The sequence below is a fragment of the Roseburia zhanii genome (assembly GCF_014287635.1).
Classification (GTDB): domain Bacteria; phylum Bacillota; class Clostridia; order Lachnospirales; family Lachnospiraceae; genus Roseburia_B; species Roseburia_B zhanii.
Genome location: NZ_JACOPH010000008.1, coordinates 117,300 through 141,933, shown reverse-complemented (window position 1 = coordinate 141,933; position 24,634 = coordinate 117,300). Strand labels below are relative to the sequence as shown.

The window sequence follows — 24,634 nt, the reverse complement described above, 5'->3', positions numbered from 1 at the left end:
TTAAAAAAGCAGGTAGCCAGCCATTGCAACTGACTACCCACTCGATACCGCTATTCTTCTACCGCTTCTAATGAATTTTCCGCAAATTCCTTATCTGTCATGCCATCCAACTTTCTCAATACCTGCATATTTTCCAGAACGAAGCTCATAGTTCCAAGTGATTCATCTTTATTACATAATGACAAGAAAAACTCATTTTCATCTTCAATATGCTTTATCTTACGGTCTGCAATTTTGTATTCATACTTATTTCTAAGGCCGCCGAGATTTCTATTTATATCTTTTATGTTTCTTGGAAAAAAACCTCTAATTGCATTTGAAAGCGTCTGAAATGATCCAAAATAATGACCACGATATTCTCCATATGAATTAAGCAGTGAAATCATAATCGGATTACCATAGTAATCTACAAAACCACTATCAAGCCAAAGATATACCGTGTCACGATCCGGCTGCATCTTGCAGGCGCACTTATTATCTATATAAAATTTAGTAGCCTTCTCGTTTGTAATAAATTTTTTAAAAGTCTCTGCGCTGGAAATATTCTTTCCACTAAGTTTTGAAATGCCTTCGAGTACTGCTTCTGAATCATCTATAACAACACCATTCTCAATTACTAATTCGCTCCTTTGTTTTAGTACGGTTGGCGAACCTATACTAAGTATAACATTGGAGGTTTTTTTACTGTAAGCTAAAGCATCTGTGGTCACACCTGCATAGCAGGTGGTTTTTTAAAAGATTGCCTTACAAAAAAAGAAGGAAAGCACTCCTGCTTTCCTTCTTTAAATCAACTGAATATGCAGTTATATAATCTTATTTGTTAGCGATTGCTGCCTGTGCTGCTGCTAAACGTGCAATTGGTACACGGAATGGTGAGCAGGAAACATAATCTAAACCGATCTTGTGGCAGAATTCTACGGATGAAGGATCTCCACCGTGCTCTCCACAGATACCTACATGAAGGTTTGGATTAACCGGCTTACCAAGCTTGATAGCTGTTTCCATCAATTTACCAACACCTGTCTGGTCAAGTTTTGCAAATGGATCATTCTCGAAAATCTTAGCATCATAGTAAGCATCTAAGAACTTACCAGCATCATCACGGGAGAATCCGAATGTCATCTGTGTTAAGTCGTTTGTACCGAAGCAGAAGAAATCAGCTTCTTTAGCAATCTCATCAGCTGTTAATGCTGCACGAGGAATCTCGATCATAGTACCTACTTCGTATTTCAGATCGATACCTGCTGCTGCGATCTCAGCATCTGCTGTTTCAACAACAATTTTCTTAACATATTTTAACTCTTCTACTTCACATACAAGAGGAATCATGATTTCAGGTTTTACTGTCCAGTCAGCATGTGCTTTCTGTACGTTGATTGCTGCACGGATAACAGCTTTTGTCTGCATCTTAGCAATTTCAGGATATGTTACAGCAAGACGGCATCCTCTGTGTCCCATCATTGGGTTGAACTCATGTAAGGAAGCGATGATTGTCTTAATCTCATCTACTGATTTGCCCTGTGCATCTGCAAGTTTCTTAATATCTTCCTCTTCTGTAGGAACGAACTCATGAAGTGGTGGATCTAAGAAACGGATAGTAACAGGGTTACCTTCAAGAGCTTCGTATAATGCTTCGAAATCTCCCTGCTGATATGGAAGGATCTTATCAAGAGCAGCTTCTCTTTCTTCTACTGTATCAGAGCAGATCATTTCACGGAATGCAGCGATTCTGTCTTCTTCGAAGAACATATGCTCTGTACGGCAAAGTCCGATACCTTCTGCACCAAGCTCACGAGCTTTCTTAGCGTCTGCCGGAGTATCGGCATTTGTACGTACTTTTAATGTACGATATTTATCAGCCCAAGCCATAACACGTCCAAATTCACCAGCGATCGTTGCATCAACTGTTGGGATCAGACCTGCATAGATGTTACCTGTTGTACCATCGATAGAGATCTCAGAACCTTCTGTAAATGTCTGGCCTGCTAATGTAAATTTCTTATTTTCTTCGTCCATAGCGATATCGCCACATCCAGATACACAGCATGTACCCATACCACGGGCAACAACAGCTGCATGAGATGTCATACCACCACGAACTGTTAAGATACCCTGAGCAGCTTTCATACCTGTGATATCTTCTGGAGATGTTTCAAGACGTACTAATACGACTTTTTCACCTTTTTCTGCCCATGCAGCTGCATCGTCTGCTGTAAATACAACTTTACCACAAGCAGCTCCCGGAGATGCTCCAAGACCTTTTCCGATCGGTGTAGCAGCTTTTAAGGAAGCAGCGTCAAACTGTGGATGAAGAAGTGTATCTAAGTTACGAGGATCGATCATAGCTACTGCTTCTTCTTCTGTCTTATGACCTTCATCTACTAAGTCACAAGCGATCTTTAATGCAGCCGGAGCTGTTCTCTTACCGTTACGGCACTGTAACATATAAAGTTTCTTATTCTCAACTGTGAACTCCATATCCTGCATATCATGGTAATGATTTTCAAGAGTTTCACATACTTTGATAAATTCTGCATATGCTTCCGGGAATTCTTTTTCCATCTGAGCGATTGGCATTGGTGTACGAACACCGGCAACTACGTCTTCACCCTGAGCATTGATTAAGAATTCACCCATCAGTTTATTCTCACCTGTAGCCGGATCACGGGTAAATGCAACACCTGTACCGGACTCATCATTTAAGTTACCGAATACCATAGGCATTACGTTTACAGCTGTTCCCCAAGAATAAGGGATATCGTTGTCACGACGGTAAACGTTTGCACGAGGGTTGTCCCATGAACGGAATACAGCTTCGATAGCAAGTTTTAACTGCTCAACCGGATCAGATGGGAAATCTTCTCCTAACTGTTTCTTGTATTCAGCTTTGAACTGCTCTGCTAATTCTTTTAAATCTGCTGCTGTTAATTCAACGTCAAATTTAACACCTTTTTTCTCTTTCATTGCATCGATAAGCTGTTCGAAATATTTCTTACCAACTTCCATAACAACATCAGAGAACATCTGGATGAAACGTCTGTATGAATCATATACGAAACGTTCGAATTTCGGATCTGGATTTCCTTTGATCATTGCAGCTACTACTTCGTCATTCAGACCAAGATTTAAGATTGTATCCATCATACCCGGCATGGAAGCACGAGCACCTGAACGAACAGATACAAGAAGTGGGTTCTGAAGATCACCGAATTTCTTACCGTTGATCTCTTCCATCTTCTTAACACCTTCCATAGCCTGAGCCATGATCTCATCATTGATTTTGCGGCCATCCTCATAATACTGAGTACAAGCCTCTGTTGTGATTGTGAATCCCTGTGGTACTGGAAGACCAATACTTGTCATCTCAGCAAGGTTTGCACCTTTACCACCGAGAAGGTTACGCATGGACATGTCGCCTTCACTAAACATGTATACCCATTTGTTTGCCATATTCTTTTCCTCCTAAATATAAATAGATAATAGCTTTTATAGATATGTATATATCTGCCTGTACAGATCCTATACATCGCCACCTGATACAAGACGTACGCCTAGCTTTAAGCGCACATATTTATTGTAGCATATTTTTTGATGAAATCAACATTTTTTTCATCTACTCTTCTGTTTTTTTCACCTCAAAATCAAACTTTTCGGCAAAATATGCATCTAAATCTTCAATTTTAATTCTTTCCTGTTCCATTGTGTCACGATCACGTACAGTAACTGCACCGTCTTCTTCGGAATCAAAATCATAAGTTACACAGAATGGTGTACCGATCTCATCCTGTCTTCTGTAACGTTTTCCGATATTTCCTCTGTCATCAAATTCACAGTTATATTTCTTAGAAAGCTGTGCATATACTTTTTCTGCACCTTCATTTAATTTCTTTGATAATGGAAGAACACCTACTTTTACAGGTGCTAATGCCGGATGGAAATGAAGAACTGTTCTCATATCCGGTTTTTCCTCTGTTCCGATATTCTCCTCATCATAAGCTGCACATAAGAATGCAAGTACCACACGGTCTGCTCCAAGTGACGGTTCAATAACGTATGGGATATATTTTTCTTTCTTCTCATCATCAAAATATGTCATATCCTGTCCGGAAGTATTCTGATGCTGTGTCAGGTCGTAATCGGTTCTGTCAGCAATTCCCCAGAGTTCTCCCCAGCCAAATGGGAATAAGAACTCGATATCTGTCGTTCCTTTTGAATAGAAACATAATTCTTCCGGTGAATGGTCACGCAGACGCATTTCATCAGCTTTGATCCCGAGGCTTAATAACCAGTCACGACAGAATCCTCTCCAATATTTGAACCATTCCATATCTGTTCCCGGCTCACAGAAAAATTCTAATTCCATCTGCTCAAATTCCCTGGTACGGAATGTAAAGTTACCCGGTGTGATCTCGTTACGGAAAGATTTACCGATCTGTCCGATTCCAAATGGGATCTTCTTACGGGAAGTTCTCTGTACGTTTTTAAAATTAACGAAAATACCCTGTGCTGTTTCCGGTCTTAAATATACTGTATTCTTAGCATCTTCTGTAACACCCTGAAATGTCTTGAACATCAGGTTAAACTGACGGATGTCTGTAAAGTTATGTTTTCCACAGGTAGGACATGGAATCTGATGTTCTTCGATAAATCCTACCATCTGCTCCTGTGTCCATCCATCTACGGAACCATCTAAAGTAATATCATTCTCATCCGCAAAATCTTCGATCAGTTTATCTGCACGAAAACGCTCGTGACATTCTTTACAGTCCATAAGCGGGTCTGAAAATCCTCCTAAATGACCGGATGCTACCCATGTCTGCGGATTCATTAAGATTGCACAGTCTACTCCGACATTATAAGGATTTTCCTGTACGAATTTCTGCCACCATGCTTTTTTTACGTTATTCTTTAATTCTACACCAAGATTACCGTAATCCCATGTATTTGCAAGTCCGCCATAAATTTCTGAACCCGGATAGACAAACCCTCTTGCCTTTGCGAGTGCAACAATTTTGTCCATTGATTTTTCCATACTTATCTTCTCTCCGTTTCTATTTGTATATGATATATGTAAGAGCTGCCTCCTCGGCAGAACCTTCTCCTGTAATTGAAACCTTATTCTTTTCTGTCACTTTTGTATTTTCTTTTGAAACATAAAGAATAGTTCCATCTACTTTTACGTCTACATTTGCTTTGATGATGACAACTTTATTATTATCATCTGCTAAAACATCGTCTTTGCTGACTTTCTTTGTATCTTCATCTGATGCACTGATAAAGTCTGTATCAAAATCATATCCGGCAGCCTGTGCTTCCACAACTGTTCCATCATACAGTTCAATACCGTTAAATGCTGTATAATCTTCACAGGAATCATACTGCATCTGTAACTTTGCTACCTGATCTGTCACTGTAAAAGAAGCCATTTCTACAGTATTGCCATTTTCACTGGTATAGTCATTTACATGATCTGTAATATAACTTTCAAGTTCTGCTTCATCATAGTAATCTTTATCTAGGGCTTCGACATCTACACTTGTGATCTTTCCCTTTTTTTCAATAAAAACGGTACTCGTATCTACATCTGTTTTTTTCGAACACCCGGATAACAATCCCATGCAGAGGATCATTGTAAATCCTACACATATAATCTTTTTCATTTTATTTTCCTGCCTTCCGTACATTTGTCAATCCATGCCATTATACTATGTTCCTCTTACAATTTCAAGTTGCAGGCTTATTTTAAGTTTTGCTTCGCAAAAGAAGCCTGCAAATGCCCGAATCACGTTCTTACGTACCCAAGCAACAAGTGTCCGGGTACTGTGTAAACCGTAACTTTTTGTTCACCCGGCGATTGTTTTTAAGATATCTAACGACTGGAACTGATGTGAAGTCTGTGCCGCAAAACAACGGTTTAAGACCATTTCTAAGCGGTCTAGCACTTCCTCTGAAACCATAAATGTATATAATTTTCTTAATTCTGCAGAAACGATATACTGCATCGTATATAAAGTAGAATCATCAACATAAATGGCATCTGTTTCCATCTTGCAGTTGTCACAGAGCATTCCATGCTGTCTGCCTGAAAACCAGTGTAAGTCTGTTTTTCTATTGCAGTTCTGGCACGAAAAAAGATTCGGATACTCTCCTTCGATGAGCAGCACCCGAAGTTCATAAATCCTCCGCACCAGACGGTTTTTCAGTGCCGGTTTTTCAAGTGCCCGAAGCGTCTGGTACAATAGTTTTAAAAGTTCTCTCTCATCATTATTTTCCTGTGCATAATAGTCTGCGATCTCTAAAAAGTAGAATCCATAACATGCTGTTTCCGGATCGTTGGATAACTCCCTGAAATAGTCGGAAATAGAGGCTTTTGCAAGATTATATGTACTGCGTCCCTCGAAAAATTCAAATTCACCAAAGGAAAAAGGGCTGGTTGCCGCTAATAACTGGCTGGTAGGCCGTCTTGCTCCTCTGGCAAATGCTGTGATCTTCCCTCTTTCCTTTGTCAATATGGTAACCCGCTTGTCATACTCGCCAATCGGCATTACATTTAGCACGATTCCTGTCAGAACCACGTTCTGTCCCATAACTGCATAATCCTCTTTCGGTTTGTCTGCGATCATCTGAATGATCCACATCACTGCCTGACTCTGTTTTTCCGCTACGTTGTCTGTATGCCAGATAATCTGACACCTTTCCGCTTAATTCAAAGTTTCTCCATGTATCGTCTACCATTTGCTGCCATCTCCTAAGTATCTTTCTATGTTACTGTCCACACAGTCCCAAACATCACTGTCCGGGTACATCAATTTTTCTTGTACTGCCTTTACACATACTTAGGATTTCCTTCTTTAACAGAAACATACCAGATAAAAATTGGTATTAAATCTCATCCTTCCGGTAACCAAAATTCTTCATCAGCGAATCGGAATCCCGCCAGTCTTTCTTCACTTTTACCCAAAGCCTTAAATTAACCTTAGAATCTAACATACGCTCGATCTCATATCGGGCATTACTGCCGATTTTCTTCAGCATGGCACCACCTTTGCCAATGATGATGCCTTTGTGGGAATCTCTCTCGCAGATGATAGTCGCTTCAATATCAATGATACCTTTCGGTCCTTTCCGCTTTTTCATGCTTTCGACCGTAACTGCGATCCCATGCGGAACTTCCTCATCTAAGGCGTGCAGGGATTTCTCGCGGATGATCTCTGCAACAATCTGACGTTCCGGCTGGTCTGTAACCGTATCTTCATCATAGAACATCGGTCCATAAGGAAGATATTTAAAAATCGTATCGATCACATCATCTAAATTATTTCCACGCAACGCCGAAACCGGTATGATCTCATCAAAATCATAGACTTTCCGGTAAGTATCGATATATTCTAACACCTTTTCTTTCTCTACCGTATCAATCTTATTGATGATCAGTATGACCGGCAGATTCGCTTTGTCTAACTGTTTGATGATATGCTGTTCACCTGCACCGATATAATTGCTCGGTTCAACTAACCACAGGATCACATCAACATCTTTTAATGTACTCTCTGCCACATTGACCATATATTCCCCAAGCTTATTTTTTGCCTGATGGATTCCCGGTGTATCTAAAAAAACGATCTGTCCCTTATCTGTATCTGTATAGACTGTCTGGATACGGTTTCTTGTCGTCTGTGGCTTTTTCGATGTAATTGCGATCTTCTGTCCGATCAAATGATTCATCAGCGTCGATTTTCCTACATTCGGTCTTCCGATGATCGTTACAAACCCTGACTTTAACTGATTTTCCATGAAATATTCCTTTCTTTTGTTAAATCCTGTTTAAAAAAGCTGTCTGGTTTCCTCAAACATTGACTTTTGTTCAGTTATCTTTTCTTCGTTGCCAATGACACAGAGATGTTTTTGTGACAGGACTGCTTCTACCAAATCTGCAAGTTTCTGAATATCCTTTTCCGAAGCTGTGATCACTTCGTCCCGTTCTTTCTGGATATCTGCATCTGTAATACCACAGAAATATGCTGAAACAGAACGCATACCCTTTGCATATGGATTAAGTGGTGTATCTAATTCACTGACCGTTCCAATGATATACTTTGTCATATCACGTTCATCGGCAGTAAAGTTTCTTATATAATCCGGTATATGGTTATAGACCTCATTTGTCTTTTCTAGATTGGGATCCCTGTAAGAAGAAAAATATGCATTACCATTACGCATAAAACCACTGCCGCAGCCATATGCACCGCCTTTTACACGCACATTTATCCACAAATAGTCATAACTTAAAACTACTTTTAATATCCTAAGTGCACCTGTATAAGCAAATCCTGCCTTTTTAAAGTTTCCGGCTCTTGATACATACTGCACTTTCGATGCATCCATAAATCCTTCGTTTCTGCTGATGCAGGAGATGGCTGCCTTCTGACCTTCGCTCTCTTTTTTCGGAAGTTTCTCTTTAAAAGAAGCAACTGCCTTTTTTACAGCTTTCATTCCATCTTTATCACAGGTCACAGACACGATCATTCCTTCTCTTGTAAAGATCTCTCGGATCAATGTCTGTAAATGTTCTACTAATTCTGCTTTCTTTTCCTCAAAATGTTCTTCATATTCTGCTACCACATGATAGAAATCTATCCCCATTGTAAGATCGTTATAACGGGCAGTTTCTGAGAAATAGGACATTGCACGAATTGCAGATACCGAATTTCCGGCAGATGCAAGACTCATCTGCAGTCTTGATCTGACTTCTGATAAAATCTCTTTTAACCGCTTTTCATCGTCTACTTCTGAATGAAGCAGGATCTCCTCAAACAATTTCATTGCTTTTGGAAGCTTATCATATAAAACTTTTGTGCGGACCTCAAATTTTGCCTCGTAAGTATCTTCTTTACTGTGTGCATATGTGGAGATAGAAGATGCCATACCGCCTGTTTCTAAATTGATCTCATTTGCCAGATCATCATATGCGTAATGCTTTGTATCAATATATCCTAATACTGCTTTTAAAATTCCAAGGTACGGTAACTGTTTCTCAGTAACATTTCGGATATCGAATAGCAGTGTCAGATAGATAATGCCATTGGAAAACATCTCTGAAAATAAGAGATCTGTTCCATTTACATCTGACTTTTCAAGCTGTAACGGTGCTGCTGTCTTTTTCATATCCGAACGTTTTAACATCGGGATCTTTTCTATATCTTCTCTTGGTGACGGTTCTTCCTGATACTGTTTTAAATGTGCAGTTTCTGCAATCAGATTTTCTATCTTTGCATCACTCAGGCTCTCTTTATATGCCTGTAACTGATTTGCTAATTCTTCTTCATTCTTCGCATTCAATCCACGTTCCGGTTCGATCGTTACCATGGATACATGGTCATTGTGGATCATATAATCTAAAATCAGTTTTTCAAAATAATCTGTTTCTACCTGTTCACGTAAAAACTGAAATGTTTCTAAGGATTCCATATGCATAAATGGAAGTGTATCATCATACAGCCAGCTGTCTAAGATCTGTAGTCCATAGATGAGTCCCTTGGGATATGAACCAAAATCGGACTCCCGATACTTAAATTCAGCATTGTTGATCGCCGCTGCCAATGCTTTCTTATTCAGCCCGCCTTCTGCCTGCTCTTTTAAAACGCTCTGGATCGTCTGCACGAAACGTTCTTCATCTGCACGGTTTGCATTCTTTGCGATAATGGAAAAAACCGGCTGATATGTTCCATTATCATAGGAACCCATGATATCTTTTCCAATCTTCGCATTGATCAGTGCTTTCTTTAACGGTGCTCCCGGTGCACTCAATAATGCATAATCTAAAATTTCAAATGCCTGATATAATTTCTTATCCAAGCTTGTACCGATGACCATATTATAAGAAAGATAGGAGTTATCTTCTAACGGATCATTGCTTGCAACCGGATATTTTTTATAAATCTTATGCACTTCTTGAAATGGTGACTGCTCTTTTATAGCCGAATCAATTTCAATCTCGTCATAATGACACAGATATTCTTTATCTAACCACTCTAACTTTTCTTCGATATCCATATCTCCGTACAAATAGATATAGGAATTACATGGATGATAATATTTTCTATGGAAATCAAGATAATCTTCATATGTTAAATCAGGAATATATTTTGGATCTCCACCAGATTCGTTTCCATATGTCGTATCCGGGAAAAGAGAATTTAAGATTTCCCGGTCAAGCACGCCTTCCGGTGAAGAAAATGCACCTTTCATTTCATTATAGACAACACCATTTAATGTGATCGGTGCATCTTTATCCTCTAATTCATAGTGCCAGCCTTCCTGCTTAAAGATTTCTTCTTTTTTATAAATATTCGGGTGCAGTACAGCGTCCATATAGACGTCCATCAGATTTTGAAAATCTTTCTCATTACAGCTTGCAACAGGATAAACTGTCTTATCCGGATAGGTCATGGCATTTAAAAATGTATTTAAAGAACCTTTGACTAATTCAACAAACGGATCTTTTGCCGGAAACTTATCCGAGCCGCACAAAACAGTATGCTCTACAATATGTGCTACTCCTGTGCTGTCTGTCGGCGGTGTCCGAAATCCAACGTAGAATACCTTGTTATCATCATCATTTGATACAACAGCTATCCTTGCACCGCTTTTCTTATGTCGCAGTAAATACCCTTTTGACTGCATATCTGTCAGATCTTTTTCCTGTACAACATCATATGCCTTTAATAATTCTGGTTTCAAATTCAATTCCTCCATTTATTGTAACTGCCTGTACTTTTTACAGCGATCATTTATCATATAAAAGAGGGTGTTGAAAACACCCTCTTTTATGGTTATTCTTTCCTATATATCAATGCTTTATGTAATAGGATCCAAAAAGACCTATTCTCCTAAACGAATAACATTTGCTGCCTGAGGTCCTTTTTCTCCGTCTACTACTTCAAACTCAACTTTTTCGCCATCTTTGAGCTCTTTGAATCCATCCATCTGTAATGCGGAAAAATGAACAAATACGTCATTTCCTTCTGCATCTGAAAGGAATCCATAACCTTTTTTTGCGTTAAACCATTTTACTGTACCCTGCTGCATAACTACTTCCTCCTAAAACATAACTATATACTGCTTGTGACCTTGCTGCCACATACCTAAGATTAGCATATCTGAAGTAGGTTGTCAACGATAGGAATACTTGAGTTTTGTATAGCCTGCAAAAGTTATTGTTCTGTCTGGTTCTGCGTCTGTGTGCTGTCCTGCTCTGTAGAATTTTCTTCTGTGTTTTCACTCTCTGCACCGGCTGCCGTTTCGATCGGAGTGATAATGATATTTTCTGCACTGATATTCGTCTTGCGTTTTACAATATCCTCGATCTGTGCCCGCTTTGCATCTGTTACATCTCCCATATCAAGTACAACATCAACCGCATTATCCGTAATGCTGACAACAACATCGGTAAATCCTTTTGCTTCTAACAGCATTTCAGCTGCCGCTTCACGTTCTGCAGTATCTGTCAGAGAGATCATTTCATCAACGGCTGCCTGCTTCTGTTCATCTGTAAGTGTTGTACTGTTGACGATCCCAAGAAGTGTTTCTTTATTTTTTGCACGCACCTGTTCTCTTGCTAATTTCATTTCTGCCGCAAAATCTACATTGCTGATCGTAGAACTTGTAAGTACTGCTTCTCCCGGATTGACATCACTGCCGGTTTCTGCTGTCTGTGTGGCATCTGTCGTGACGCTTTCCTCATTCATTGCAACATCTTCTCCTGTTGTTTCTGTTGACATTGCAACATCTAAACTCCCATCATCTGTATCTGTAAAAATGTCCCCTTCCATGATCGCATCATCCGAAATTTCAAAAGAATCCTTTGAAATATCGGCACTCGCTTCTTCTGCGGCTGTGCTATCTAAATTATTTCTTGTATAGCTGACATAACCGGCAACAGCAATCATAAGTGCCAACGCTGTAATGATAATCTGATTTTTCTTCAATGATCTTTTCAATATTCTTCCTCCTGAATATTCATCTTAACTACTTTTATTCTATTCACATCAATCTGGAATAATGCCATTACTGCTTCAGAAATATTCTGCTTTACCTCTGTGGATGCCCCTCCCTGTGCAACCACTAAGATTCCTGCTATCTTTGGCGTCCGCTCTTTCCCCACAAATGGCACTTTTCCGCTTTCTTCCTCTGTATATACCGATGTTTCTTCCTGCTTCGTACTCGTCTGGCTTCTTATCCCGCCTGTATCATCCTGTTCTGTCATATCTGTATTTTCCTGCACCGCATCTTTCTCCACCACACTTTCCCCTAAATCTTCTAATGTGATCATCACCTCTACCTTTCCTGCCCCTTCCACCCTTGATAGAACTGCTGCTAACCTGTCTTCTAGTTCCCTCGTATAGTCTTCTTTTGTTACCGTACTCTCTCCCCCCTGCTCTGTTGTGCTGTCTACCGGCTTTTCCTCTTTTTTCCGGTCACCTGTCGGTATTGCAAGGATCATCAGTAAAACTCCGGTAAGAAGCAGGATCATCCACTGGCTCTTATCCCATTTCTTCCATGCTTTATCCTTAAAAAAATCTCTGATTTTCACATCTTCCTCCTAATCCCTGACAATGATCTTATCTTCCTCTACCCGATAATAATCCCTGATCCGTTCTTTCAATGCGGTTATTTCTGCTTTCTGCGGCTGTTCTTCCACAGAACCGATGATCACGGTTTCCACCTGTGCTTTTGCTACGGATACTTCTATTTTTTCCACTTCGTATGCCTCATTTAAACTGACAGATGCATCTGTGACCACATACCCCATAGATTCTGCTAACAGTGCCACATCTTCTTTTAACGCTTTCTCATAATAAGAGATATACGCCTCCTTATCCATAAAATCCATTTTTGCCTGATCTTTTTTCATTTCTTCTAACCCCTGAAAAAAACTGTCATAGGATATTTTTTCAAACAGATCTTCTGACCTTCCGGTAAGTTCTAACAACGGATCAAGCAGTGTCAGCACAAGTATGATCTCTACAAAGATCTGTATGTATTTCCGATATTCTTTCTTTGCCACAGCCGTTGTCAGCACCGTCATAAATAAAAATACCAGACTGTAACTTTTTACCCATTCCACTACCCCAGCCATGCTTATCCTCCTAACCCTGTTGCCGCACTGCTCAATGCGATCGACAAAAAGAACATCATCAGACAGGTACTTATGATCTTCAGATATAACATACCGCCATTTGCAATTCCGTTCATTCCACCGGACAGCCGCTTGTCTGCGATCGGTTCTAAGACTGCCGCTAAAAACTTATATAAAACTGCGAGTACTGCCATTTTCAGAAACGGAACCGCACATAAGATCACAAGGATCACTAATGCAGTCGCTCCTAAACAGTTTTTTATCATCAGACCGGAAGTTAAAAATATCTGTCCCATTCCACTCATTACATTTCCGATCCCCGGTATCATCTGCATCGTCTTTGTGATCGTATTTTCTGCTAATTTATCCATTGCCGGTGCGATCATACCCTGAATGATATTCATGCCAAGGACAAAAGAAACGGCAATTTTTAACAACACTTTTACTGCAGATGCGATCAGTTCTGCAAGTCTTTTAAACCGTTCTTCTTCCATCAGATGATTTAAAAATTCAAGGATCACATAGATTTTTACAAATGGTACTAACAGATACCGCATCATCCATTCGACCAGATAAATCGCTGCAAAAATAATGCTGTAGGTAGCCGCAGAAGCGTTAAAATTTAAAGTAAAGGAAATTGCCCCACAGTAAACAGGAATGAGCACCTTCATAAATGCGACCATGTCATCTGTCGTTTTTAATACTGTTTCATTCATTACCGAAAATGACTGCAGCAGTAAAATCATCATAAAACAGTAGCACAAAAAGAAGCAGATCTCCGAAACATAGGAACAGGAAAATTCTTTTGCATAATTTTTTAACAGGGAAAATGCAACCGAGATGATTAACAGTTTTAAGATCAGTGCCTTATTTTCCTGAAACTGCATACAGATCCTGTCTTTGATATAATCTCCTAATTTTTCATAGGGGATCTCCTTTGTATCTACAAGTGCACGCAGTACGTCTTCAAATGTGACCGGCATTTCTTCCCTATCCTCTAAAAAACGGTTTAGTTCCGAAATATCTAATTCATCGATCACGTCATCTGCCGTTGCCGCTTTGATACTGCCTGTCTGCATACAGAGGATACAGATAATCATACAGCCCATCAGAAAGTGCTTCATAACAATTCTCCTATGGATTCCATACAGGCTAAGATCACCGGCATTCCGATCAGCAGAATGGATAATTTGGCAAATAATTCGATCTGCCCAGCGATTGTCTGGTAACCGCTGTCCTTACAGATATTTGCTGCAAATTCTGTCACATAGGTGATCCCTATCATTTTTAAGATCATCGACATATAAGTATCATTCACATGAAGAAGTGTCTGCATCTTTTTTGCATAACCAATCAGAAGTTCTAATCTTACTGCTGCAAACGTAAAAATGCAGATGCAGACGGCAATACTGATATAACTACTGTATTCGACATGATATTTTTTTAACATCAGCGCTAATAAGACTGCCATGATCCCCAATATACCGATTTTTAAGATATCCATACATCTTCCCCCCTATAAAGCAAACAGTTTCTGCATTGTTTCAAACAGATCATAGATATAGGGAACAATCCAGAACAATACGATGATGAGCCCTGCAAGGCTTGTCAAAAATGCGTGTTCGTCCCGCCCGCTGTGCTTTAATACCTGACTTAAAACGGTAACCAAGATCCCTACCGCAGCTATTTTAAAGATTAAATTTACACTCATAAATCTCCTTCACAGTAACCGTTCTACCTTAGAGCAGTAATATCACCAGAAACAGCCCTAAAAGAACACTAACACTCCCATATAGTTTCTGTTTTTCCTTTTTTTCTTCCATTGCCTGTACGATCTTATCTTCTAACTGCAAAAAATACATTTCTGCCACTTTTGCATGATTGCCTTCTAACATCAGGCTTTTTGCCAATGCTGAGAGGATTTCGATTTCTTCTTCCTTTAAATACAAAAGTTGTTTTCGTTTTAAAAAAGAGTCCTGCCACAATCCTTTCACATCTACGTTTTCGTTTTTTTCCATTTCATCTGCTACTTCGTTACAGATTTCTGCAAAGATGCTGTTTCTGCCTTTTGCAGTCCTTCTTAAAAGCTGTTCATACGGCAGTCTTACATATTCCCGTAGTGCATCCATTTCTGCAAAAAGTTCCCGACACTCCACTAACTGCTCTAATCTTCCCCTTAGACAGCTGCGCAGATACCCGCCTAGTCCCGCTGCCCCTAGCATGATAAAGAACATCCCTGCTGCCTTTAACATAGCCTGTCACACTCTTTATCATAGATTTCACAGGCTCTTTTTCCATCTTTCGTCTTTCTTAAAAAAATATAACGTTCAAACAGCTTTTTCTGATAGAGTTCTTCCATTCCGGCTGTCTGTATGACCTGCCGGATGCTTTCTCCATGCATTGTTCCAAGGATCTTACAGCCACAGAGGATCATCTCCTCGACTGCCCTGCCATCTTCCCTTCCACCAAGTTCATCGACTGCGATGATATCCGGTGACATGCTCCGCAATGCCATACGCATTCCTTCTCTTTTTAAACAGCCATCGATCACATCGGTACGCTTTCCGACATCATTCTGCGGCACGCCAAGATGACAGGCGGCGATTTCCGATCGTTCATCGATAATACAGACTTTTTTTGCTGTCCGTCCCGCTACCCCGTCTGAAATCAGGCGTATGCAGTCCCTTAAATAAGTTGTTTTCCCGATACCGGGCGGTGAGATCAGTAATGTATTTACTATTTCTCCTCCTTGATAGATCCATGGCAATAGATCCACGGCACAGCCCTTTTTTTCATTTGCGATCCTGATATTCAAAAAGCGGATATTGGTCATTCGTAAAACCTGTCCGTCTTTCATACGTACCTGTCCTGCAAAACCGATCCGGTTTCCTCCCTCGATCGTCAGATATCCCTGCCGTATTTCTTCTTCATATGCATAGATGGAATATTTGCTGATAAAAGTCAGCATTTCTTCAAGATCTTCTTCTGTGATACATTCTTTTAACCAGATCTCTTTATTCTGACAACATAATTCTACAGGTTGTCCGATACGGATACGGATTTCTTCAAGATCTTCCTGTTCTCTTAGGATCTGTTCCAGCTTCATCCTTAGTCTGACTGGCATGATATGTATGATCTCCTGTTTTTGCTTCATTGAATCAACTCCTAGTCTAGTATATGAACCAGTCCATGAAATATGTCTGATTTTTTATATCGCAGCTATTCAGAACTCCTCTCATACATTCGCAAAACCGCATGATAAATCATGCTTTACCGCTGCCTTGCAGCTATTTTGCTCATATATGCGGCGGTGGCTCTATTCGAGCCACCTTATGAATCATAAAAATGGCTACTTACATGCAAGCATGTAGCAGCCATTTTTATGATTCTAAGGAGTTCTGAATAATTACCTGTTGTATATAAAAAAACAGCCTTAGATAATCCTAAAAACTACCTAAGGCTGTTTATACACTGTTCACTTAAACGTGCATATTAGTTATATTTACGTTTTCTTGCTGCTTCGGACTTTTTCTTACGTCTTACGCTTGGTTTTTCGTAATGTTCTCTCTTACGAATCTCCTGCTGGATACCAGCTTTTGCACAGTTTCTCTTGAATCTGCGTAAAGCGCTATCTAAAGTCTCATTCTCTTTTACGATTACATTCGACATAGTCTCACACCTAACCTCCCTCCAGTTGCGTATTGTGCATATTCAACTGTTTGGGTAATATTTTATTGCACTAACAAATATTATAGCATAATTTTTCCGTTCGTCAACCACTTTTTTAAAAAAATATTACGATTTGCAGCTAATGCAAAACATTGCTTCTGACTCGTCGTGCTTGCACGTAAGAGGCAAAAGTAATGTTTTACATGATACTGCGAAGCAGTAATTTCCCATGAATGAGCAATCCGCTTGCAAAGCAAGCTTTGAAGCACGAAGTACGAGATTGCGAATGTATGGGAAATAAGCTACAAATCATACTAAAATCTTTAAGCTAACTGGCTCTCGATCACAGTTTTTACTTCTGCAATGGCATCTGCGATACCAGCCGGATTTTTTCCACCAGCCTGTGCCATATTCGGACGACCACCACCGCCGCCGCCAACTTTAGCTGCAATGCTCTTGATCAGGTTTCCGGCATGTGCTCCCTGTTTCATTGCTGTGTCTGTTGCCATAGCGATCAGATTAACTTTGCCTTCATTTTCAGATGCTAACACGATCACACCTTCGCCTAATTTTTCTTTTAACTGATCTCCTAATTCACGAAGTCCGTTCATATCCACGCCATCTGCTCTTGCTGCAAGGACTTTTACTCCTTTGATCTCTGTTACCTGATCCATAACATCGCCTAATGCTTCTTTGGCTGCCTTGCTCTTTAAAGATTCATTCTCGCTCTGTAATGTTTTTACTTCTGCAAGAAGATGTCCGATCTTATCGATCACTTCCGATGGGCTTGTCTTAAGTAAAGCTGCTGCTTTTTCTAAAGATTCCTCGATCTTATCATAATATGCAAATACTGCATCTGATGTCAGTGCTTCAATTCTTCTGATTCCTGCTGCAACTCCGGATTCAGATACGATCTTAAATGCTGCGATCGCTGATGTATTGCTTACATGTGTACCACCACAAAGTTCTGTTGAGAAATCACCCATACGGACAACACGCACGCTGTCACCGTATTTTTCACCAAACAGTGCCATTGCTCCTGTCTTTTTTGCTTCTTCTAATGTCATGATCTCAGTAACGACCGGAATGGCTTCTGCGATCTTTTCATTTACAATCGCTTCTACTTTCTCGATCTCCTCTTTTGTCATTGCTGAGAAGTGTGAAAAGTCAAAACGAAGACGGTCTGCATTTACATCGGAACCTGCCTGCTCTACATGTGTTCCTAATACTTCACGAAGTGCTTTCTGCAACAGATGTGTTGCACTGTGGTTCTTTGCAATTGCCTGACGTTTTGGTGCATCTACTGTAAGTTCTACTGTATCACCGGTCTTTACCATACCCTTTGTTACTTTACCGATATGTCCGACTTTGCCGCCTAACATCTTAACGGTATCTTCTACAACAAATTCAAAATTATCTGTACGAATCCAGCCGGTATCTGCATTCTGACCACCCATCGTAGCATAAAATGGTGTTTCTTCTACAAAGATCGTACCGATCTCTCCATCGGAAAGTGCTTCTGTAATCTCGGTTTCTGTTGTCATAACTGTCACTTTTGAAGAATGTACGAGATGATCATATCCTACAAATTCTGTTGTGATACCTGGATCAATGGACTCATATACCGTTACATCTGCACCCATATAGTTTGTTACTTTTCTTGCGTTACGGGCTTTTGTTCTCTGTTCTTCCATTGCTGCCTTAAATCCGTCTTCATCAATGGAGAATCCTTTTTCTTCTAAAATTTCCTGTGTCAGATCAACCGGGAATCCATATGTGTCATATAATTTGAACGCATCTTCACCGGAAAGGACTTTTTGGTTGTTCTTCTCCATTTCAGCCTGCATATCTGCTAAGATACTAAGTCCCTGATCGATCGTCTTATTGAATTTTTCTTCTTCCTGTGTCAGTACACGGAAAATAAAATCTTTTTTCTCGTCTAATTCCGGGTATCCGTCTTTACTTTCATTGATAACCGTTTCGCTTAATTTTGCAAGGAAAAGTCCATCAATACCGAGCATTCTGCCATGTCTTGCAGCACGGCGGATCAGCCTTCTAAGTACATATCCTCTGCCTTCATTACTTGGCATGATACCGTCAGATACCATGAATGTTGAAGAACGGATATGATCTGTGATCAGACGGATGGAAATATCATCGATCGCATCTGTCTGATAAGTCTTGCCTGACATTTCACAGACTTTATCGCGGATTGCTTTCATGGTGTCAATGTCAAATACAGAATCCACATCCTGCATAACCACCGCTAAACGCTCTAATCCCATACCTGTATCAATATTCTTCTGGTCTAATTCTTCATAACCGCCTTTGCCATCACCATTAAACTGGGTAAATACGTTATTCCATACTTCCATAAACCGGTCACAGTCACATCCTACTTTACAATCCGGTTTGCCACAGCCGTATTTTTCCCCTCTGTCATAATAAATTTCAGAACATGGTCCACAAGGTCCTGCACCATGCTCCCAGAAGTTATCACATTCTCCGGTTTCCGGATCTCTGTAGAATCTTGTGATCCTGTCTTCCGGAACACCGATCTCTTTATTCCAGATCTCAAATGCTTCTTCATCTTCTCCGTAGATCGATGGGTACAAACGGTCTTCTTCTAAGCCTAATACTTTGGTTAAAAATTCCCATGACCATGCAATGGCTTCATGTTTAAAATAATCTCCGAACGAAAAGTTACCGAGCATTTCAAAAAATGTCAGATGTCTTGCTGTCTTTCCGACATTTTCAATATCTCCTGTACGGATACATTTCTGACAGGTGGTCACACGCCGTCTTGGCGGTATCTCCTGTCCTGTAAAATAAGGTTTCAATGGTGCCATACCTGCATTGATCAGCAACAGGCTGTTATCGTTATGTGGTACCAAAGAAAAACTTTTCATTGCAAGATGGTCTTTGCTTTCAAAAAACTCCAGATACATCCGGCGCAGTTCATTGACTCCATACTTCTGTTTCACAACAAATTCCTCCAAAATCTATGATTTACTCTTTTATCTTTGCATCAGATTCTTCTGATGCTGTTTTTGCATCTTTACGGTCACGCAGCTTTTTTCCGACAAAAATCCCGGCTACTGCCACAATTGCAAAAAATATCAATTTAATAACATAAGTTCCAAAACTTGCAAAAAATGCTGCCATGCGTATTCCTCCATTCTTTTCATGCAATCGCAATATCTATTAGATTATAGAACAAATATATCATTTTTTCAATAATTAGTTTGCTCCTGTTTCACCATTCTTAGCCTGAAATCCAAAAACAGACAGTCTGCTTTGCTTTTTGTCTTAGACACCGATATCTAAAACACCTGCTGCAGACTGTCTGTTTCTATCATATTATTTTACTTTGACTTTCATTGTTGCTTTTTTACCGTTAAATGCTTTGATCGTGATCGTTGCTTTTCCTTTTTTCTTTGCGGTGATCTTTCCATCTGCGGAAACGGCTGCTACACTCTTTTTACTTGATTTGTAAGTAAACTGATAACTTGCTGTCTTTTTCGGAAGTGTAACTTTGATCTGATAAGTATGACCTTTTTTGATGCTGACATTCTTTTTGACTTTGATTCTCTTCGGAGCTGCCTTTACAGTCACTTTTACAGAGATACTCTTTCCGTCTACAGTTGCTGTGATCGTAGTCGTTCCTTTTTTCTTTGCGGTGATCTTTCCTGCGGAAGATACAGCTGCTACACTCTTTTTACTGGATTTCCATGTAACTGCCTGACCTTTTCCATTTCCGGTTACAGTTGCTTTCAAGGTCATTTTTTCCTTGACACCCATTGTGATCTTCTTTGCATTTAATGTGATCTGTGTTTCTTCTGTAACGGTATCCGACGGGTTCTGTGTATCAGAACCTGACGGTGTTGCCGGATTCTTAGAAGGATCACCTGACGGATCCTGTGCAGGATTGTCTGATGAACCACCGGATGGGTTATCGGATGGCTTATCGGATGGCTTATCTGTCGGATTATCGGATGGATCAGATGGTTTCTGGGACTCCTTATTGACCGCTTTTGCCAATATTTCTGCTGCCTGATCTATACTGCTTTGTGTTGAAGATGATCTCATCAACTGTGCTTTTGCCTGATCGATCGCTGCGTCAATGGCTGCTAACTGTTCTGCAGTATAGGCTGTGCGGTCGATTGAAGCTGCCTGTGCTAACAGATTCTTTAATGCCGTATTATCTAATTTCTTTGTGATCATCAGCCAGCTTAATACCGGAGCATCTGCATTTCCCCGTTCTACGGAGATCATCACTTCACCCGCTTTATCTACCGTCAGTTCTTCCGTCGTCTGCATCTTCTTCTGGTTGATCGTAAATGTTCCCCAGTCTGCAATTTCTGAATTATTCTGATATGCTTTTAATGCTACCGGACGTTCTTTATAATACCACCAGTCATAGAATCCAAATGTCACTTCATAGGTTCCTGCTTCACTAAATGGCAGTTTGTACCGGATGCTCTGATCATCACCTGCATACCATCCTGCGGTATCTGATGTATTACCATCATAATTGCCATAACTCTCTACATAGCCCCAGCTTCCGTTGGTATATGCTTTATCTGCACTGTCATTTAACAGACCTGCTGCATCGTTATATGCTTTGTATGTTGTAGAATCTGTCCAGTTACAGTCAATAAAATACTGCATATTTGTCGGCATGATCTTCACTTCCTGCTCTACTTTCGTATCACTTCCTGTAATCACACCTGCGATCGTAACACTGCTGCCTTCTTCTACATCAAATGCCGATGCATCTGTATCTTCCCATGTTACGGCTGCATTGATCGTTGTTCCTGCGGCTGTAGTTGCCTTTACGGTTTTCGGCAGTTTTGGTACGATGCCGCGTACTGTACAGATCGTATCCGGTGCTGCCTCGGATACTTCATTATCATTCTGTTTTGTGATCTTGATATAACTGATGATCGCATCCTGTGATGTATTTCCGGAAGACGGTTGTGCAGTTACACTTAAAGTTCCATCTTCTGCTAAAGTTGTCTGGTAAACACGTTTTGTTTTTACAGTTGGAATGATGCCGGTTGCTTTTGTTTCTCCATTGATCAGAATATCTGTCTTTCTTGAACCATTCTTCCATGGATCTAACATGGCGATCGTTACATTATAAGTACCTGCCGGAACATCAAACTGATATTCTAACGGTTTCATATTTTTCGAATAACGGATACTCGTCCAACGGTCACCATCAGAATATGCTGCTTCATTTGTCGTTCCGATATATCCCCAGTTCTTACCTGTGATATCATCTTCCCCATATGCCTGATCTAAAATACTGTTGTAAGCACCAAAAACTTCATCCGATGCTGTCGTACTAAGACTCTGTGTTCCCACATTGACAAAATACAATACATTTTCATCCTGTACACCTGCCATACCAGATACAACTGCAGATTTTCCTCCCAAATCATCTGTCACCTGTAAATAGTATGTGGTATCATTTGCTACGCCTTTGATCGTTGCCTTACCACCGGATGCCTTTACACTATGGTCTAAGTGGTCTTTGTCTGTGCCATAAGATACGGTATATTCAGAAGCTCCCATGACTTCATCAAAATATACAACCATTGCTTCATTAAATGGTATGATCTTGCGGACTGTTGTACCGCTTTCTGCTGTCAGTTCACCATAGACAATATTTGCAGAACTTAAGGCAAGTGTCTTTCCTGCTTCTCCTGATGCTATCCTGATCTTCACTGTATGCTCTCCATCTGTAAGATTTCCGGTATCACAGATGATTGCTTTTGTATTAGTTGTTTCTGCAGCTAAACTTACTTCTTTTGCTTCTCCATCATCTACAGATACAAGCACATTTGCTCCTGCTGATGATTTTGTACCATAAATGACAGCTCTGTTTCCTTCAAACTTAAAGGATACTTCTGCACCTTCTTCTGTTGTACTCTGGTTTTTCCATGTACCTGTATAAGTAAATTTATTCAGGTCAGATACGGTAACATCTGCTTCTGACGGTGTTGCAATGTCTGCTTCTACTGTTTTCATGTAGTTATCCATATCTGTTTCTACATCGATCACATAAGTAGATACGGAATATTCCGGAAGTGTCACATTTAAAATTCCACCGGAAACATCCTGTGTGGATACTTCTTCGCAGTTCTCTTTCTGCGAAGTCCGGTAACATACAGCTGTGCCACGTTTATCAAACTTGCCAAGATCTACTGTCGTTGTACGGTCAGAACCAAAGTTCTGTGCAACGATCACTAACTCTTTTCCATCTGGTGAGAGTGCTGCACACATGTTATCATCACCAATATCGATCATGGTATAACCGGCTTTTAAATACTTGCTGTACTGCATCATCGCATAAAGCTGTTTGGTAACTGCCCAGTATCCTTCTCCCGGAACTTCTGTCTTTAAATTACCGTTGCCATCGATCAGGTTGGTATGATAACCAACGACCGGTCCATCAGATTCAAAAACAGTATGGATCAGTCCCCAGTTTCCGTTGACCTGCAGACATTCATATTCACTGTCGGCCACTAACCATGCCACCCATGCTGTCGGCTGCATATATTTTAAGTCAGCCATGATGCCTTCACTTTGTCCCTGCACATTTGCATTGACGATGGAATCATGGTCGTGACCATTTTTATCTTTTCCTTTTGTAACCTCTGACATCCAGAGTCCCTTGTCATAAGAAGCTGCCAGTTTCCGCAGTGTATGACGTTCGGAATCACTTCCACTGTATGTATGGGCACCAATGGTATCCATTGTATTTTTCGCTTTTGTGCTTAACTTGTTAAAAGAATTGATCGCATTTGACAGTGCTGTTTCATCTGTACTCTGGATCTTGATATTCTCGTCTAATCCCTCTGTCACTAATGCTTTCTGCATTTCCACTAACATATTGGACATTTCTGCACCCGGATCAAATGTACATCCTTCCTGCTTTGTACTTCCATTTGCCCAGTAGTTGGTATCCGGTTCGTTCATCGGCTCGATAAAGCTGACTCCGACACCATATTTTTTCTTAAGGTCATTGTCTACCCATTTTGCAGCCCTTGCCATATACGTTGCAAAATCATCATAGCAGTCTTCCTTTAAGTTCGATACTGCATTCACACCTCCGGTAGAACTTCCTGATTTTGTCATATAATATGGCGGTGAGTTGGAAAATACTTCATTGATGATGTCATTTTCCGTATCATTTTTTTCTGCTGCTTCTTTTCTGTATTTATTTGCCTGCTCTAACATCCAGAGCTGTCCGGCATCATTCATATCTTCTGTTTCTTTTGCATAAAAACTTTCTGCATCAAATGTACCGGTGCCGTCTGATCTACCTGTCATATCCACAGTCCAGCCCGGAACAATACCTTCCACACGCTTCATCGAGGTATTTTCTTTATCACCGCCGCCCACATTGTAACGTACAATGTTTAAATTCAGATATTCCGGTGAAAAAGCGAGTTCTGCGATCTCTTCACGATCCGGTATGCCATTTCCATTAAAATCCTTATCGCCCCATGAACCGATCACATTTCCCCACCAGCATAATGATGTTCCCCAGCCATCTAATGTCTGATAATGCAGATTCGGATTGACAGATACTTCTCCTGCAATCTGTGAAATTTCTGCCGCAGATACCATCTGAACTGGTCCTGCCGAAGTAAGTATCATACTTCCCGCTAACACCCCTGTCAGTATTTGTTTCAAACGCTCTTTCTTCACCATACATTGTCCTCCTCAACTAAATATCAGTACCATTGTACCGTTCTATTCTTATTTTACCTAGTTTTTAGTAAAATATCAATTATGATTTTACCAGAACCGCCC

Annotated in this window: 20 protein-coding genes; all 20 read right to left on the bottom strand. The window is 40.3% G+C overall.

Features of this window, described 5'->3' with window-relative positions; translation table 11 throughout:
• Window positions 1–50: 50 nt before the first annotated feature.
• Window positions 51–710 carry a hypothetical protein gene (locus tag H8S17_RS10575; RefSeq protein ID WP_186867291.1) on the bottom strand — a complete coding sequence of 220 codons (660 nt, stop codon included), beginning with the start codon at window positions 708–710 and terminating at the stop codon, window positions 51–53.
• Window positions 711–813: 103 nt separating this feature from the next.
• A complete protein-coding gene (ppdK, locus tag H8S17_RS10570; RefSeq protein ID WP_186867284.1) occupies window positions 814–3,450 on the bottom strand; it encodes a pyruvate, phosphate dikinase in 2,637 nt (878 codons plus the stop codon).
• Between the two features lie 163 nt (window positions 3,451–3,613).
• Window positions 3,614–5,032 carry a glycine--tRNA ligase gene (locus H8S17_RS10565; protein WP_186867283.1) on the bottom strand — a complete coding sequence of 473 codons (1,419 nt, stop codon included), beginning with the start codon at window positions 5,030–5,032 and terminating at the stop codon, window positions 3,614–3,616.
• Between the two features lie 19 nt (window positions 5,033–5,051).
• Window positions 5,052–5,660, bottom strand: a complete 609-nt coding sequence (locus H8S17_RS10560; RefSeq protein WP_186867282.1) for a hypothetical protein — start codon at window positions 5,658–5,660, stop codon at window positions 5,052–5,054.
• Between the two features lie 183 nt (window positions 5,661–5,843).
• On the bottom strand, window positions 5,844–6,587 hold the full coding sequence (gene recO / locus H8S17_RS10555) for a DNA repair protein RecO (RefSeq protein WP_186867290.1): 744 nt from the start codon (window positions 6,585–6,587) through the stop codon (window positions 5,844–5,846).
• A gap of 295 nt (window positions 6,588–6,882) precedes the next feature.
• Entirely contained in the window at window positions 6,883–7,794 is a 912-nt protein-coding gene (gene era / locus H8S17_RS10550) for a GTPase Era (RefSeq protein ID WP_186867281.1), read from the bottom strand.
• A 30-nt stretch (window positions 7,795–7,824) separates the two neighbouring features.
• The gene (locus H8S17_RS10545; RefSeq protein ID WP_330595734.1) at window positions 7,825–10,740 is read right to left on the bottom strand and encodes an insulinase family protein; all 2,916 of its coding nucleotides are present in this window, start codon (window positions 10,738–10,740) and stop codon (window positions 7,825–7,827) included.
• Window positions 10,741–10,881: 141 nt separating this feature from the next.
• Window positions 10,882–11,088, bottom strand: coding sequence for a cold-shock protein (locus H8S17_RS10540; protein WP_178050961.1), 207 nt, complete (start codon window positions 11,086–11,088; stop codon window positions 10,882–10,884).
• Window positions 11,089–11,213: 125 nt separating this feature from the next.
• Entirely contained in the window at window positions 11,214–11,999 is a 786-nt protein-coding gene (locus H8S17_RS10535; RefSeq protein ID WP_186867279.1) for a SpoIIIAH-like family protein, read from the bottom strand.
• Entirely contained in the window at window positions 11,996–12,592 is a 597-nt protein-coding gene (locus H8S17_RS10530; protein WP_186867278.1) for a stage III sporulation protein AG, read from the bottom strand. Before H8S17_RS10530 ends, H8S17_RS10535 begins: the two co-directional genes overlap by 4 nt.
• A 9-nt stretch (window positions 12,593–12,601) precedes the next feature.
• Window positions 12,602–13,138: a stage III sporulation protein AF gene (locus tag H8S17_RS10525; protein WP_186867277.1), complete on the bottom strand. Its 537-nt coding sequence runs from the start codon at window positions 13,136–13,138 to the stop codon at window positions 12,602–12,604.
• A 2-nt stretch (window positions 13,139–13,140) separates the two neighbouring features.
• A complete protein-coding gene (locus H8S17_RS10520; RefSeq protein WP_186867276.1) occupies window positions 13,141–14,262 on the bottom strand; it encodes a stage III sporulation protein AE in 1,122 nt (373 codons plus the stop codon).
• Window positions 14,259–14,642: a stage III sporulation AC/AD family protein gene (locus H8S17_RS10515; protein ID WP_178050966.1), complete on the bottom strand. Its 384-nt coding sequence runs from the start codon at window positions 14,640–14,642 to the stop codon at window positions 14,259–14,261. Before H8S17_RS10515 ends, H8S17_RS10520 begins: the two co-directional genes overlap by 4 nt.
• 12 nt (window positions 14,643–14,654) lie before the next feature.
• The gene (gene spoIIIAC, locus H8S17_RS10510) at window positions 14,655–14,849 is read right to left on the bottom strand and encodes a stage III sporulation protein AC (protein ID WP_178050967.1); all 195 of its coding nucleotides are present in this window, start codon (window positions 14,847–14,849) and stop codon (window positions 14,655–14,657) included.
• Between the two features lie 28 nt (window positions 14,850–14,877).
• Window positions 14,878–15,390 carry a stage III sporulation protein AB gene (locus H8S17_RS10505; protein WP_186867275.1) on the bottom strand — a complete coding sequence of 171 codons (513 nt, stop codon included), beginning with the start codon at window positions 15,388–15,390 and terminating at the stop codon, window positions 14,878–14,880.
• Window positions 15,384–16,292: a stage III sporulation protein AA gene (gene spoIIIAA, locus H8S17_RS10500; protein ID WP_186867274.1), complete on the bottom strand. Its 909-nt coding sequence runs from the start codon at window positions 16,290–16,292 to the stop codon at window positions 15,384–15,386. The genes H8S17_RS10505 and spoIIIAA overlap by 7 nt, the downstream gene beginning before the upstream one ends.
• A 338-nt stretch (window positions 16,293–16,630) precedes the next feature.
• On the bottom strand, window positions 16,631–16,807 hold the full coding sequence (gene rpsU, locus H8S17_RS10495; RefSeq protein WP_004054229.1) for a 30S ribosomal protein S21: 177 nt from the start codon (window positions 16,805–16,807) through the stop codon (window positions 16,631–16,633).
• Window positions 16,808–17,130: 323 nt separating this feature from the next.
• Window positions 17,131–19,755, bottom strand: coding sequence for an alanine--tRNA ligase (alaS, locus tag H8S17_RS10490; protein WP_207723403.1), 2,625 nt, complete (start codon window positions 19,753–19,755; stop codon window positions 17,131–17,133).
• A gap of 61 nt (window positions 19,756–19,816) precedes the next feature.
• Window positions 19,817–19,972, bottom strand: coding sequence for a hypothetical protein (locus H8S17_RS10485; protein WP_178050573.1), 156 nt, complete (start codon window positions 19,970–19,972; stop codon window positions 19,817–19,819).
• A 195-nt stretch (window positions 19,973–20,167) separates the two neighbouring features.
• Complete coding sequence (locus H8S17_RS10480; RefSeq protein ID WP_186867272.1) at window positions 20,168–24,532, bottom strand: Ig-like domain-containing protein; 4,365 nt, start codon at window positions 24,530–24,532, stop codon at window positions 20,168–20,170.
• Between the last annotated feature and the right edge of the window lie 102 nt (window positions 24,533–24,634).

Excerpts from the sequence above, each read along its gene's own strand:
- spoIIIAA (WP_186867274.1), bottom strand. The coding sequence starts at position 16,292 with ATGAAGCAAAAACAGGAGATCATACATATCATGCCAGTCAGACTAAGG.
- ppdK (WP_186867284.1), bottom strand. The coding sequence starts at position 3,450 with ATGGCAAACAAATGGGTATACATGTTTAGTGAAGGCGACATGTCCATG.
- era (WP_186867281.1), bottom strand. The coding sequence starts at position 7,794 with ATGGAAAATCAGTTAAAGTCAGGGTTTGTAACGATCATCGGAAGACCG.
- H8S17_RS10525 (WP_186867277.1), bottom strand. The coding sequence starts at position 13,138 with ATGGCTGGGGTAGTGGAATGGGTAAAAAGTTACAGTCTGGTATTTTTA.
- H8S17_RS10485 (WP_178050573.1), bottom strand. The coding sequence starts at position 19,972 with ATGGCAGCATTTTTTGCAAGTTTTGGAACTTATGTTATTAAATTGATA.
- H8S17_RS10480 (WP_186867272.1), bottom strand. The coding sequence starts at position 24,532 with ATGGTGAAGAAAGAGCGTTTGAAACAAATACTGACAGGGGTGTTAGCG.
- recO (WP_186867290.1), bottom strand. The coding sequence starts at position 6,587 with ATGGGACAGAACGTGGTTCTGACAGGAATCGTGCTAAATGTAATGCCG.
- H8S17_RS10540 (WP_178050961.1), bottom strand. The coding sequence starts at position 11,088 with ATGCAGCAGGGTACAGTAAAATGGTTTAACGCAAAAAAAGGTTATGGA.
- H8S17_RS10565 (WP_186867283.1), bottom strand. The coding sequence starts at position 5,032 with ATGGAAAAATCAATGGACAAAATTGTTGCACTCGCAAAGGCAAGAGGG.
- H8S17_RS10505 (WP_186867275.1), bottom strand. The coding sequence starts at position 15,390 with ATGTTAAAGGCAGCAGGGATGTTCTTTATCATGCTAGGGGCAGCGGGA.
- alaS (WP_207723403.1), bottom strand. The coding sequence starts at position 19,755 with ATGTATCTGGAGTTTTTTGAAAGCAAAGACCATCTTGCAATGAAAAGT.
- rpsU (WP_004054229.1), bottom strand. The coding sequence starts at position 16,807 with ATGTCGAATGTAATCGTAAAAGAGAATGAGACTTTAGATAGCGCTTTA.
- H8S17_RS10560 (WP_186867282.1), bottom strand. The coding sequence starts at position 5,660 with ATGAAAAAGATTATATGTGTAGGATTTACAATGATCCTCTGCATGGGA.
- spoIIIAC (WP_178050967.1), bottom strand. The coding sequence starts at position 14,849 with ATGAGTGTAAATTTAATCTTTAAAATAGCTGCGGTAGGGATCTTGGTT.
- H8S17_RS10515 (WP_178050966.1), bottom strand. The coding sequence starts at position 14,642 with ATGGATATCTTAAAAATCGGTATATTGGGGATCATGGCAGTCTTATTA.
- H8S17_RS10520 (WP_186867276.1), bottom strand. The coding sequence starts at position 14,262 with ATGAAGCACTTTCTGATGGGCTGTATGATTATCTGTATCCTCTGTATG.